Raw genomic sequence first — 11,939 nt, 5'->3', positions numbered from 1 at the left:
TCCTGAGGCCTCCATTTCGAAGCAACAATCCCAAAGCTGGTGACAGCTCTACAAGTTGTCACCAGCTTTGGGATTGTTGCTTCGAAAATGATTGTTGTTTCAAAATTGGTCCTCAGCATCATTGTTTAAAACATGCGTCCATCTGAATTTTATAAACGTATTCACAAAAAAACCCCGGGGTAAAGACCCCGGGGCAACGTTGATGGTATCCGACACACATCAATGAACGTGGTTAATAAATCACTTTTCCCCTGACAAAGGTTCCGGCGGCATTGAACTCTACGGCATACTTGGTATTGTTGGCGTCAAACACCACTACAAAACCCCGCAGCACGTTGTTCACGGTCAGGCTGAAGGCCGACTTGAACACAAAGTTGGGAAACGCAGCTTCCAGGAAGGTACGGGCCAAAACGGGCAGGGCGCTGACATCGATCAGGGAAGCTACCGCAGTGATCTCTTTAACCGGCAACTGCACCCGCTTTACAAATACGCTGGCGGAGGTAAACACGGTAGCATAAGCGCCGTTGTTCTTCGACAGCACCACGTAGCTGCTGTCGCGGTTGCGGAAGGCCTTCAGCAGCGTGTCGCCGGGATAGTTGGCCGAAAAATAAGTTTTGATGGCGGCAGACAGGGAGGCCAGGGCTACGGTATCCTTACCCTTTCCCTCGCGGTCGGCAAAGCGTCCGCCATGGTGCCAGCCCTTGCCATCGAGGTCGCCCTTCTCGCGCTGCTCCAGCACTTTTTCAAAAGCGCCGGCGCTGCTAAATGCCAGGGCAACAGGCTTGCTGTTGTAATACACGATCACCACGTAACCGGCAGTGACATCGGTGGAAGATTTGATGGCAAAAGCCTTGTGAAACACATAGCCGGAATAGTTGGCCGACAGATAGGTGGTTACATCGGCGGGAAGGCTGGCCTGTGCCAGGGCTTCTCTTCTAAAGCCGCGGTCGCAGCGCTGAAGGATATAGACCGAATCGGTAACCGTAACGGAAGGGTCAGCCGAAACGGTGGCGGCAACCGCGATGGTGGGGGAAGTGGATTCGTCGGTGGATTCCACGGTTTCGGATTTCTGGCAGGCGGTCAGGGCCAAAAGGAGGCCGGCAAACACAGCGAAGTGTGTTTTGAATTGCTTCATGGTATTCATGTTTGAATTGTGGTTTTGAAAATTATTCCGGTTGCATCAACCAAAGTAGAAAAGCGTCATTCGCGTAACATGCAGGTTATTAAATTCTGTTTTCTGCACTTAAAGACGGCCCTGAACTTTTAAGGTTTAATTCGCTTTAACAAAAAACCGGAAAAAGGGCAAAATTTACCGTATTGCCCCAACTAAAACCCAACTCGTAAACCCGTAAACTATTACTTGCCTTTCCAGTTCTTGATCACGGCCGCATAGCTGTCGCTGAGGGGGAGCTCCACGGAGGAGAGGCGCACTTTGCGGTTGACGATGGACCGGATCCTGGCCAGGGGCACCACGTAGCTGCGGTGGATGCGTACGAAGCGGTCCTGGGGCAGCTTTTGCAGCATGGCCTTCAGGGTCATGAGGGTCATCACCGGCTTCTGGCCGCTGCGGTGGATCTTCAAATAATCCTCCACGCTTTCGATATACTCGATCTCCTCCAGCTCAATTTTGACCAACTGATATTCCGAACGCACAAACAGGTGGCCGGCAGCTTCCGGCTTTTCGGACTTTTTATACTGGTAGTACTCCACGGCCTTGTTCACGGCCTTGGCAAAGCGCTCGAACTCGAAGGGCTTTAGCAGGTAGTCCAGCGCATCCAGCTCGAAACCCTCCAGGGCAAACTCCTTGTGGGCGGTGGTAAAGATCACCATCGGTTTTACGGGCAGCAGCCGCACCAGCTCCAGCCCGTTGATGTCGGGCATGTTGATATCGAGGAACAGCAGGTCCACGGGGTGGTGCCGCAGGAATTCGGACCCCGCGATGGGATCGTTGAAGGTGTGCACCAGCTGCAGCACGGGTATCCGGGCAATATACTGCTTCAGCACTTCCAGCGCCAGCGGTTCATCGTCTATGGCAATGCACTTGATTTGCATAAAAGGATTCTTTTAGAACGGCAACTGCAAATGAACGGTGAAAAAACCATTCTCTGAACGAATATCCAGCGCATGGGCCGCCGGGTATAAATGGGCCAGCCGCTTCCGGGTATTTTCCAGGCCGATACCCGACCGCTCGCCGGTGGTGGCCGGGAAGATGCGGTTGCGGCAGAAAAAATCCAGCGCCGCTTCGCCGGCCTCCAGCCGGATGGTGATCACGGAAGGCTCGTGCCCGCTGATGCCGTATTTAAACACGTTCTCGATAAAGGTCATCAGCACCAGCGGGGCAATGGAGCGGCCTGCGGGGTTCCCGGTCACCTCGAAGTCGATACGTACCTTCCCGGTCAGGCGCAGGCGCTGCAGGTTGATGTAATTGCGGATGCAATCCAGCTCGCTCTCCAGCGGCACATAATCCTGCCGCACTTCGTCGGTTACGTAGCGCATGATGTGCGACAGCTGCAGGATGGCGGGGGCGGCATGGTCGCTTTTGGCCAGGGCCAGCGCATAAATATTATTGAGCGTATTGAATAAAAAGTGGGGGTTGATCTGGGCCTTCAGGAAGGACAGCTCCGCCTGGGCCTTGTCGGTCTCGGCCCGGTCGGCCCGGCGCTCGGTGCGGCGCCACTGGTCCACGAACTGGAGGGCGGCGCCCACCGAGGTGGTGACGAAAAACAGGATCAGGCTGATGATGTCGATGCGGTGGCCCTGGCGGGGAAAAGGCACCCCCCGGGGCCCGGGGCCGGGAGGCGCCGGTGGCCGGCCCGCGAACGCCCGCGAGGGCTGCATCATCAGGTGCTCAAAGGGCTTCAGGTAAAAAAGCGCCCCGGCCAGCAGCACCAGGGTAAGAAAATAGGCAACATACCGTTTCCGCAAAAACAACTGGGGAAAAAGAAAACCCAGGTGCACATAAAAGAGGAACAGGTACACCAGGTAAAAAAGAAGGTAGGAAGGGGACCATACCTGCCGCCAGCCGGCGCCAACCGGCCCTGCGGCCACAAAGGCAACGACCAGGCTGAAAAAAAGGATCCAGCCCGCCACATGACCTGTCGTCTTCAGCACCCCGGGAGAAAGCATATGCAAAGAACGGAAACCGGCAGCAAGAAAAAGCACAGGCAGGTTATGCACATATTTTTCCGCCCCCTTTTTTTCCCCCCTGCCCCATCCCTTCTGTATAAGAAAAAAGGAAAAAGGTAACGGAAACATAATAACTTACCGGAAATACGGCAACCATGGCACGGCTCTTTACCCTGGATTTTTACTTTAAACATAAGTTGCGAACCGCCCTGGTAACCCCTCGCCTGCACGAGTATTACCGGTCCTTCTACGTCCGCTTCCTGGAGCCGGATAACGAAATCGAACGCCTCCTGCCCGAGGGCAGCCTGCTGGTCAGCCTTAGCGAAGGGTCCTCCTCCGCGTCCGGCCAGTCCCCGGAGGCCGCCGTCGAATTGCTGGTATGCACCCGGACCGCCATCCAGGATTACCTGAAAAGTTATGTAGAACATTAAAGACTGCGGTCTGCCCCCGCTCCTTTCCTTTTATTTCCGGCCGTTGCCTGCCGCACCATGCCCTTTTGTGTGGAAGTTTCTATACAGCAGGCTACACTGCGAAAGCCCACCGCGCCGGACTTGGGCGGGGAAAAGCCATTGACGCCCACCGCCCGTGCCGGGGCCCAAAACTGAGGCATTATATTCGCTAGTCATTCAATTGTTTTATAATAAACACCAATTGATTGTTCATAAAATAAACGAATGCCATGATACAACAAGCGAATGACAGACTGACGTATATGACGGACCTGGAAAAATGTTTGAATAAGCTGGATGCCCAGGGCTTTACCGATCAGTATAAAGTGGAAAACGGCCGTTTGCGCTGCCTGACCACCAACCGAAAATTTTCCCCGGAAGAAGTAAAGGCCGTGAACTTCTACCGTTTTGAAGGCCCTTCCAACCCTGACGACATGTCTATCCTGTTTGCCGTGGAAACCCACGACGGGCGCAAAGGAACCCTGGTGGACGCCTATGGCCTGTATGCCGACAAGGAAATGGGTGAATTTATGAAGGCCGTGGAAATGCATAAAAGAGTACACGACGTGCACGTGTATTAACACCGGCATGCCCGAAAAAAAGCAGTGCGCCCCGCACTGCTTTTTTTATGCAGGGAGGCTAGGCAGCCCCGTTCCTGCCCGCTTTTCCGACCCGGGCACTTTTATTGCTAACTCACTGCTAAGATAATTTCATTCATAACGTACAACAATGCCAAACCAGGGGCCGATTATAATCGTAGAGGACGATGATGAAGACCAGGAAATCCTGCGGGAAGTTTTCCTGAGCCTGAACATCCCCAACGAGCTCATATTTTTTGAAAACGGGCTGAAAGTCCTGGAGTATCTCAGAAGCACTCCGGAGCAACCCTTCCTGATCCTTACCGACATGAACCTTCCCATCATGGGCGGCATCCAGCTGCGGGAAGAAATTTACAAAGACGAGCAGTTGCGGAAAAAAAGCGTTCCCTATGTCTTCCTCTCCACTTCCGCCGATATGCACGCGGTAAAGAAGGCGTATTCCATGCAGGTGCAGGGATTTTTTCAGAAAGAAAGCAGTTTTGCCGCCATCCAGAAGCTGATAAAGATGATCTATGATTACTGGAGCGTGTGCCGGCATCCCAACTCCTTATAACCCGGTCCGGGCGGCAAACAAAAGACTGGCGCAAAATTTCTATGGGTACAAGTGATGGAAATGAAGACGTATACCACCATCCGGCTGACTTCCTGGAACGAGTACAAAAGCTTTGTAGACGAATTATCGGAGAACTGGGCCTACCGCGGGCAGGGCAACGCCCACTGGGTGCTGAACAATGCTATTGAACGAACCGACTTCATCAAGCTGTACAAGGGTATCGAAACCGAGTTCCTGCACGAGTTCCAGCGGGGGGCCCGCAACTACCTGAACAAGGAAGACCTTCCCGGCCACATCATCGAATGGCTGGCCCTGATGCAGCACCATGGGGCGCCCACCCGGCTGCTCGACTTTACCAAGTCGCCCTTCATCGCCTCCTTTTTTGCCTTCGAGCAATGTAACCCCCGGCCGGACCACGACATTGCCGTCTGGGCCATCAACGTCAATTATCTGAAGCTCCGGGCCACGGAGGAACTGTCCTCCATCTTCCCCGAAGAGCTCAAATTCACCAAAAACCTGATCAACGAACGGTTGTTTGAAAAAATTTTTAACGACAACAACCAGCCCCTGGTATTTCCCGTCCAGCCCTTCCGCATGAACCGGCGGTATTCCCTGCAGCAGTCCATCTTCGTCAGCACGGGCATATCGTCCGAGCCGTTCATGGACCAGCTGCTCTTTATCGGCGACCAGGCCGAGCAGGCGATCATCAAGATCGAAATGCCTTCCCTGCTGCAGAAAAGCGTACTCCGCGACCTGCAGCGCATGAACCTGAACCGGGCCAGCCTTTTCCCCGACCTCGACGGCTATGCCGCCGCCCTGAAGCTCCGGTACAACAGCATCAAAACCCCTGAAGAAGTGCTCAAGCAGACCATCCGGTCCCTGGAAGACAAACACCACCGCTTTTTACCCTAGCCCGGACCCCAAACGCTCCCAGCAAACATTAAAGCAATAAGATATATTTATAATTTTGAAAAAATTTCCTGTCCGGGAAAAAATTCGCCGGCTTGTTTTTATATTTGCAGAGCTTCCTGAAGCGGTGCAGCCACTGATTCTTAGAACATTACACATAACGGCGGCAGCGGCGTCCACGGGCAGCGACCTATTTCTTTATTTTCCATACGATTACGCTGAATTTTGCCATATGACCGGCCCGGGACCTGCTTCCATGGGGGCGCAGCGACCGGCAAAGCAACCTGACCTTATAAAAAACTTTGTCTAATTCTTTTTCAAGGAGCGAGAAATGAATATGGTGAAATTTTTAAACATCGCACTGCTATCCCACCCGGCCAGCGGCTGGTTCAAAGCCAAGCTGGAAAAGCGTAAAAGCAAAACCCAGAGAAGTACCGGCACTTCCTTTTCCCCAGACAGCGTCCAGTCAAGGGGCCTGCACAAAAAACAAAACTCCACCCGGTATAACCCGGCTCCCTGATCCGGGAGGCGCCTATCTTTTTTCGGACCGAAAAAACGTACCTTTACCTTACGTTTATTCTATGGGTGTTTGGAAACAGATCGCCGAATATTTATACCTGCGCAAGCCCGATCCCAACCGGCCAAAATCGCAGTGGGTAAAGTATATGCACGGCATCAACCGCCTCAGCATCTTTTTATTCCTCCTGTCGCTGATTATATTAGCTATTAAGTTGATGCGCCATTCTTAAAAGTTTCTGAGTTTCTAAGTTCCTGAGTTCTGTAGGTGGAACATGCCTTTATCCATCCAAACAACTCAGGAACTTAGAAACTCAGAAACTTATTGGAGGAAATCCACAATTATTTCGGCGGCCTTCCGGGATGCGTTCCCATGCTGCTGCAGCAGGCTGCGGAGGGCGTCGTAGTCCTGTTTGATCTGGTGGTAGCGCTCCCCTTTTTGCAGGATCAGGCCTAGCTCGCGGGTGACGGCAGCCACGTTCATGTCGTCCTGGATCAATTCCGTGACCACCTTTTTATCCATGATCAGGTTTACCAGCGAAATGTATTTGATCGTGATCAGGCGCTTGGCGATCTCGTAGGAGATTTTGGAACCTTTGTAACACACCACCTGCGGCACGCCGAAGAGGGCGGTTTCCAGGGTGGCCGTGCCCGAGGTCACCAGCGCGGCATCGGCCTGCGACAGCAGGCGGTAGGTTTCATTTTTGACGGAGGAAACGTTGGGATAGCCCTCCAGGAAAGGGGCATAAAATTCATCTTCCAGCGAGGCGGCCCGGGCCACTACAAACTGGTATTGGGGAAAGGCACGCGCCACTTCCAGCATCACGGGCAGCTTTTTGGCGATCTCCTGCCGGCGGCTGCCGGGCAGCAGGGCTATTACTGGCTTGTCGCTGATGGCAGCGGTAGCGGGCCGGCTGCGGAAATCGTTTACCACCTGCACCAGCGGATGGCCCACGAACTCCACCTTGTAGTCCCATTTGTTTTCAAAATATTCTTTCTCGAACGGCAGGATCACCAGCATTTTATCCACCACCTGGCGGATCAGCTTTACCCGGCTTTCCTTCCAGGCCCATACCTGGGGCGAAATGTAATACACTACCCGGAAGCCGGCGGCCTTGGCCCATTTGGCGATCCGCAGGTTGAAGCCGGGATAGTCGATCAGCACCAGCACGTCGGGCCGGTTTGCGGCAATATCCTGCTTGCAGAACCGGAGGTTGCCGAGGATGGTCGGCAGGTTCTTCACCACCTCGGCAAAGCCCATGAAGGCCAGGTCGCGGTAATGCTTCACCACGGTGCCGCCGGCAGCGGCCATCAGGTCGCCGCCCCAGCAGCGGATATCGGCGCCGGCGTCGAGCTGCTTCAGCTCCTTAATGAGGTTGCTTCCGTGCAGGTCGCCCGAGGCTTCGCCGGCAATGAGGTAGTACTTCATACGGGGCGAAGATAAGGGCCGTTTGGAGTTTGTGGTTTACCGTTTGTGGTTCGTGCTTACCGTGCCGGGGCCGTTATACCAGGAATTTGGTGGCCAGGAACAGCAGGCCGTAGAGCACCGTAATGATAAACACGCCCCGGGCGGTGGCATACCGGCTGGTATTGATATACAGGGTAAACAGCCCGATATTGGCCACCAGGCACCACACGCTTAAAAACGTGATCAGCCGCGGCTCCTGCCGCAACACGGCCGAAAACTCCGACAGCGACAGGGTGGAGAACCGGATAAAATAGATCAGGAAAAACACGCCCACCGGCAGCAGCAACCCCAACACCAGCCCCAGCCGGAAGTTGTCACTTTTCAGCATCAAAGCGCCAGTTTTTTTCAATGTTTTGCTTTAAGGAGTAATGGGTCATGTCGAACTGCACCGGCACCAGGCTGACAAAGTTGTTGGCCAGCGCCCAAACGTCGGTATCCGTGCCTTCATCGAAGTTGACGAACTCGCCGGTCAGCCAGTAATACTTGCGCCCGTGGGGGTCCAGCCGCTCGATAAAGTCCTCTTCGTACTTGGCATAGGCCTGCCGGCATACCTTGATGCCTTTGATCTCGTCGACCCTTGCCTTGGGGAAGTTGACGTTGAGCACGGTATGCTTGTCGAGCTTGGTGCTCAGCATCTGCTTCACGATCATGTGGGCATACTTACGGGCGGCGGTGAAATCGGCCTCGAGGCTGTAATCGAGCAGGGAAAAGCCGACCGAGGGAATGCTTTCGATGGCCGCTTCCACGGCGGCCGACATGGTGCCGGAGTAGATGACGTTAATGCTGTGGTTGGCCCCGTGGTTGATGCCGCTGAGGCAGATGTCGGGCTTATGGTGCAGGATCTTGTCCACGGCCAGTTTGACGCAGTCCACCGGGGTGCCGGTGCACTGGTAGGATTCGATGCCTTCAAAAGCGTTCACTTTGTTCAGGCGCAGGGGAACCCCGATGGTGATGGCATGCCCCATACCGGACTGGGGCTTATCGGGCGCTACGACAATCACTTTTCCCAGGTCTTTGACCGCTTCCACGAGGTTGTGGATGCCCGGAGCGGTTATTCCATCGTCGTTCGTTACTAGAATTACAGGCTCACTTTTATTAATTGCCATGCTGGAATCGTTGGTTCCTAACAAAGATGTCGAACTTTTTACGGAATCCAAAATTTACACAACTGCGATATCTAAATAAATTAGTATTTTGCAACTAAATAAATTAGCCGTATGTCTTTTGCCAACAGAAACCTCAAATACCTACGGAAGCTGCGGGGCTGGACCCAGGAAGAGTTTGCCCAAAAGCTTCGCATCAAACGCTCGCTGCTGGGCGCTTACGAAGAAGAAAGGGCCGACCCCCGCATGGAAGTGCTGGAAGTGGTGGCCGACATGTTTAAGCTGACGCTGGACGAACTGCTGCGGAAGGACCTGAGCGAAAGCAAGGGAAATTATATCGCCAAGCGCCGGGCGCAGAAGCTGGCGAACGGCCGGGCCGATATTCCCTTTGTGCCCGTAAAAGCGGCGGCGGGCTACCTGGCCGGTTATGCCGACCCCGAATTCATCGACGAACTGAACACCTTTACCCTGCCCATGCTGAGCGGAGGCGATTACCGCGCCTTCGAGATCATCGGCGACTCCATGATGCCTACCCCCAGCGGGTCGGTGATCGTGGGCGAAAAGGTGAACAACCTGGAAGAGATCAAAAGCAATGATACCTATATCGTGGTCTCCCGTACCGACGGCATCGTGTACAAGCGGATCATGAAGACCAGCCGCCAGAAAAACAAGTTTACCATGGTCAGCGACAACCCCGCCTACCAGCCCTACGTGCTGAGCGCCGAAGACATCCTGGAACTCTGGCAGGCCCAGATGATCCTGTCCAAAGCCAATACCCAGGCGCGCTGGGACGTCAACCAACTGGCCAGCATCGTCAACAACCTCCAGCAGCAGGTAAGTTCCCTGAAGAAAAAAATGAACTAAAAACTTTGTTTGATTATTAGATGGGTTAGTAGCGGCATTTTCCGGAATGCCGCTTTTTTATTTCCCCGATCCTCACAGCATATAACAGGGCACAATCTCCCCTTCCGGAAGATCTTCCTGCCCCGCAGCATGCAGGGCCAGGCCCTGGGCGCCCAGCCCCAGGCGGATGTCGCCGGAGCCATTGAGCACTACCGGCACCAGGCCCGTCGGCCGCCCCGACAGCCGCACCGGGAAGAATTCGTCGAGCTTTGTTTTCTTCGACCGCCCTCCATACAAGGGCAAAAAAACCGGCTGCACCCCCGGCAGGCCAAAACAGCACTGCAGGTAGTGTTGAATAAACAGGTTGGCATTCACCAGGCAGGAGAACGGGTTCCCCGGCAGGGCAAACACCATCCCGCCCCCGGGCAACTGCCCGCACCAGAGCGGCTTGCCGGGCTTGATGGCTACCTTGTGAAACAGCTTCTTCACCCCCAGTTCCTCCAGCACCTGGGGCACGTAGTCGGCATCGCCCGCCGACACGCCGCCGCTGAGGATCAGGATATCGGCCTCCAGGGCCGATTGCAGGGCGGAGCGCAAGCTGTCGACATCATCGGGCAGGTGCCGGCAGATAAAAGGCGCAATGCCCCACCTGCCTAAAAAAGACTGCAGCAGCCAGCGGTTGCTGTTGCGGATCTGTACCGGCCCTACAGGCGCCTCCACGGGCACCACCTCGTTGCCGGTGGTAAACAGCGCCACCCTTGGCAGCCGCTCCACCAGCACGGTGCTTTTTCCCAGCGTCGCCAGCAGCCCGATGACGGAAGGTTCGAGGCGGATAGCAGTATCGATGATTTCGGCCTGCGCCTTCAGGTCCTCGCCCTTGCGGGAAATATTTTGAAAGGGACGGCAGCCGTCTAACAATAGATCCACATAGGCGCTTTTATCACTGCCCCATTCCGAGGTATCTTCCCGGCGGACAACGGTATCCGCCCCTTCGGGAACGGCGGCGCCGGTCATGATCTTGAAGCACTGGCCGCTTTGCAGCTCGCGGGTAGGAACCGAACCCGCATAAAGGGTTTCGGCTACCCGGAACCGGCGGATGCCCTGTTCCCAGTCGCTGTACTTCAGGGCATAGCCGTCCATGGCCGAACGGTTAAAGGGAGGGTAGGGCCGGTCGGCGCGGACATTCTCCGCCAGCACCCTGCCCGAAGCCTCTTCCAGCTTCACTTCTTCCACGCCAAACGACCGGGCTTGTGCCGCTAACAATGCATGTACTTCGGGAAAAGTAATCATGTAATTGGTTAATTGGTTAATTAGTTCATTGGGAATGAGGGGGGAGCCTTCCTGAAGTACAGTTACCGCCGGAGGACCTAATGAACAAATACCCCAATTCCCAATTCCCTGCACGTCAGTGCCCGCCGCCTTTCATCATTTTGCGGGCGTGGAATACAGCGGGCAGGATCGCTTCCAGCGATTCGCGGGCGCCGTCGGTGCTGCCGGGCAGGGTAACCACCAGGGTGTGGGCGATGGAGCCGGCGACCGCCCTGCTCATCATGGCCATGGGGGTACGCATCTGCCCGAAGGACCGCATGGCCTCGGTAATGCCGTCGGCATCGCGTTCGATGATCTCCTTAACGGCCGCCACGGTATTGTCGCGGGGACCCAGGCCGGTGCCGCCGGTAGTGAAGATGAACTGCACGTCTTCGGCTACCCATGCCCGTATCTGCTGCTGGATATCTTCCTTGTTGTCGGGGACCACCTTATAATGCGGCACCGAGGCATTGACGGCCTGCAGCATGTCGATAATGAGCTTGCCGCTCTTGTCCTCGCGGGTACCGGCGGCGGTGGAATCGGAACACACCAGCACCGCGCAGGTCGGCGGCGTGGCGAAATATTTTTTGCGGTCGCTTTTGCCGCCTTTTTTTTCCATCAGCTTGATGGAGCCGATCTCCAGTTGCGTATCCACCGGCTTCAGCATATCGTAAATTTCCAGGGCGGCCACCGACACGCCGGCCAGGATCTCCATTTCGATGCCGGTACGGCCGATGGATTTGGCCTCACCCTGGATGACAATGCCCGAACGTTCGAACACGCGGCTGTCGAACAGGTCGGCATGCTGCTCCTTTTCCAGAAAGTCGAACTGTACGTCCATGCCGTCGATGGTTACGGGGTGGCAGTGCGGCAGCAGCTGCGGGGTGCTTTTGGCGCCGAGGAAGGCCGCGGCCCGGGCCACGTCGAACAGGTTGCCCTTGGGCAGTTCATTGTTTTTAATGAGGTCGATGGTGGCGGGAGAACAAAAAATGATCCCGACCGCTTTTGCCGTACGCAGGGTGATCTGCTTGTGAGTGATGTCGCGCATGCGCCAAATATGGGAAA

Annotated in this window: 15 protein-coding genes; 7 read left to right on the top strand and 8 right to left on the bottom strand. The window is 55.2% G+C overall.

Annotated elements, in window-relative coordinates; translation table 11 throughout:
- Positions 1–232: 232 nt before the first annotated feature.
- The 3 genes from V9K67_RS06680 to V9K67_RS06670 form a co-directional block, all read right to left on the bottom strand.
- Positions 233–1,135 carry a hypothetical protein gene (locus V9K67_RS06680; protein WP_336720975.1) on the bottom strand — a complete coding sequence of 301 codons (903 nt, stop codon included), beginning with the start codon at positions 1,133–1,135 and terminating at the stop codon, positions 233–235.
- 221 nt (positions 1,136–1,356) lie between these two features.
- Complete coding sequence (locus V9K67_RS06675) at positions 1,357–2,052, bottom strand: LytR/AlgR family response regulator transcription factor (RefSeq protein ID WP_336720973.1); 696 nt, start codon at positions 2,050–2,052, stop codon at positions 1,357–1,359.
- Between the two features lie 12 nt (positions 2,053–2,064).
- Positions 2,065–3,111, bottom strand: coding sequence for a sensor histidine kinase (locus V9K67_RS06670; RefSeq protein WP_336720971.1), 1,047 nt, complete (start codon positions 3,109–3,111; stop codon positions 2,065–2,067).
- Between the two features lie 170 nt (positions 3,112–3,281).
- On the opposite strand from V9K67_RS06670, the gene V9K67_RS06665 reads away from it, so the two are divergent.
- From V9K67_RS06665 to V9K67_RS06640, 6 genes are all read left to right on the top strand, one after another.
- A complete protein-coding gene (locus V9K67_RS06665) occupies positions 3,282–3,557 on the top strand; it encodes a hypothetical protein (RefSeq protein ID WP_336720970.1) in 276 nt (91 codons plus the stop codon).
- Positions 3,558–3,805: 248 nt separating this feature from the next.
- The gene (locus V9K67_RS06660; RefSeq protein WP_336720968.1) at positions 3,806–4,156 is read left to right on the top strand and encodes a hypothetical protein; all 351 of its coding nucleotides are present in this window, start codon (positions 3,806–3,808) and stop codon (positions 4,154–4,156) included.
- Between the two features lie 148 nt (positions 4,157–4,304).
- A complete protein-coding gene (locus tag V9K67_RS06655) occupies positions 4,305–4,727 on the top strand; it encodes a response regulator (RefSeq protein WP_336720967.1) in 423 nt (140 codons plus the stop codon).
- 60 nt (positions 4,728–4,787) lie between these two features.
- Positions 4,788–5,639, top strand: coding sequence for an FRG domain-containing protein (locus V9K67_RS06650; RefSeq protein WP_336720966.1), 852 nt, complete (start codon positions 4,788–4,790; stop codon positions 5,637–5,639).
- Between the two features lie 55 nt (positions 5,640–5,694).
- The gene (locus tag V9K67_RS06645; protein WP_336720965.1) at positions 5,695–5,946 is read left to right on the top strand and encodes a hypothetical protein; all 252 of its coding nucleotides are present in this window, start codon (positions 5,695–5,697) and stop codon (positions 5,944–5,946) included.
- Between the two features lie 271 nt (positions 5,947–6,217).
- Positions 6,218–6,385 carry a DUF6728 family protein gene (locus tag V9K67_RS06640; protein ID WP_336720963.1) on the top strand — a complete coding sequence of 56 codons (168 nt, stop codon included), beginning with the start codon at positions 6,218–6,220 and terminating at the stop codon, positions 6,383–6,385.
- 89 nt (positions 6,386–6,474) lie between these two features.
- On the opposite strand, the gene lpxB is transcribed toward V9K67_RS06640, so the two are convergent.
- The 3 genes from lpxB to surE all read right to left on the bottom strand — a co-directional run bounded on the left by lpxB (position 6,475) and on the right by surE (position 8,726).
- Positions 6,475–7,581, bottom strand: coding sequence for a lipid-A-disaccharide synthase (gene lpxB / locus V9K67_RS06635; RefSeq protein ID WP_336720961.1), 1,107 nt, complete (start codon positions 7,579–7,581; stop codon positions 6,475–6,477).
- A gap of 73 nt (positions 7,582–7,654) precedes the next feature.
- On the bottom strand, positions 7,655–7,951 hold the full coding sequence (locus V9K67_RS06630; RefSeq protein ID WP_336720959.1) for a hypothetical protein: 297 nt from the start codon (positions 7,949–7,951) through the stop codon (positions 7,655–7,657).
- Positions 7,935–8,726, bottom strand: a complete 792-nt coding sequence (gene surE, locus V9K67_RS06625) for a 5'/3'-nucleotidase SurE (protein WP_336720958.1) — start codon at positions 8,724–8,726, stop codon at positions 7,935–7,937. Before surE ends, V9K67_RS06630 begins: the two co-directional genes overlap by 17 nt.
- Before the next feature lie 111 nt (positions 8,727–8,837).
- On the opposite strand from surE, the gene V9K67_RS06620 reads away from it, so the two are divergent.
- Positions 8,838–9,587, top strand: a complete 750-nt coding sequence (locus V9K67_RS06620) for an XRE family transcriptional regulator (RefSeq protein ID WP_336720957.1) — start codon at positions 8,838–8,840, stop codon at positions 9,585–9,587.
- A gap of 72 nt (positions 9,588–9,659) precedes the next feature.
- Here V9K67_RS06620 and V9K67_RS06615 read toward each other — a convergent pair whose 3' ends face one another.
- On the bottom strand, positions 9,660–10,856 hold the full coding sequence (locus V9K67_RS06615; RefSeq protein WP_336720956.1) for a molybdopterin molybdotransferase MoeA: 1,197 nt from the start codon (positions 10,854–10,856) through the stop codon (positions 9,660–9,662).
- A 115-nt stretch (positions 10,857–10,971) separates the two neighbouring features.
- Positions 10,972–11,922, bottom strand: coding sequence for a bifunctional molybdenum cofactor biosynthesis protein MoaC/MoaB (gene moaCB, locus V9K67_RS06610; protein WP_336720955.1), 951 nt, complete (start codon positions 11,920–11,922; stop codon positions 10,972–10,974).
- Positions 11,923–11,939: the final 17 nt, after the last annotated feature.

The sequence above is a fragment of the Huijunlia imazamoxiresistens genome, from assembly GCF_037132455.1.
In the GTDB taxonomy this organism is placed as follows: Bacteria; Bacteroidota; Bacteroidia; order Chitinophagales; family Chitinophagaceae; genus Flavisolibacter; species Flavisolibacter imazamoxiresistens.
The sequence above is the reverse complement of the archived record's forward strand: the minus strand, read 5'-3'. Positions and strand labels throughout refer to the sequence as shown.

What these genes read in the sequence shown, in the direction of transcription:
- V9K67_RS06680 (WP_336720975.1), bottom strand. Translation starts at nt 1,135, where the DNA reads ATGAAGCAATTCAAAACACACTTCGCTGTGTTTGCCGGCCTCCTTTTG.
- V9K67_RS06675 (WP_336720973.1), bottom strand. Translation starts at nt 2,052, where the DNA reads ATGCAAATCAAGTGCATTGCCATAGACGATGAACCGCTGGCGCTGGAA.
- V9K67_RS06665 (WP_336720970.1), top strand. Translation starts at nt 3,282, where the DNA reads ATGGCACGGCTCTTTACCCTGGATTTTTACTTTAAACATAAGTTGCGA.
- V9K67_RS06660 (WP_336720968.1), top strand. Translation starts at nt 3,806, where the DNA reads ATGATACAACAAGCGAATGACAGACTGACGTATATGACGGACCTGGAA.
- V9K67_RS06655 (WP_336720967.1), top strand. Translation starts at nt 4,305, where the DNA reads ATGCCAAACCAGGGGCCGATTATAATCGTAGAGGACGATGATGAAGAC.
- V9K67_RS06650 (WP_336720966.1), top strand. Translation starts at nt 4,788, where the DNA reads ATGAAGACGTATACCACCATCCGGCTGACTTCCTGGAACGAGTACAAA.
- V9K67_RS06640 (WP_336720963.1), top strand. Translation starts at nt 6,218, where the DNA reads ATGGGTGTTTGGAAACAGATCGCCGAATATTTATACCTGCGCAAGCCC.
- lpxB (WP_336720961.1), bottom strand. Translation starts at nt 7,581, where the DNA reads ATGAAGTACTACCTCATTGCCGGCGAAGCCTCGGGCGACCTGCACGGA.
- surE (WP_336720958.1), bottom strand. Translation starts at nt 8,726, where the DNA reads ATGGCAATTAATAAAAGTGAGCCTGTAATTCTAGTAACGAACGACGAT.
- V9K67_RS06620 (WP_336720957.1), top strand. Translation starts at nt 8,838, where the DNA reads ATGTCTTTTGCCAACAGAAACCTCAAATACCTACGGAAGCTGCGGGGC.
- V9K67_RS06615 (WP_336720956.1), bottom strand. Translation starts at nt 10,856, where the DNA reads ATGATTACTTTTCCCGAAGTACATGCATTGTTAGCGGCACAAGCCCGG.
- moaCB (WP_336720955.1), bottom strand. Translation starts at nt 11,922, where the DNA reads ATGCGCGACATCACTCACAAGCAGATCACCCTGCGTACGGCAAAAGCG.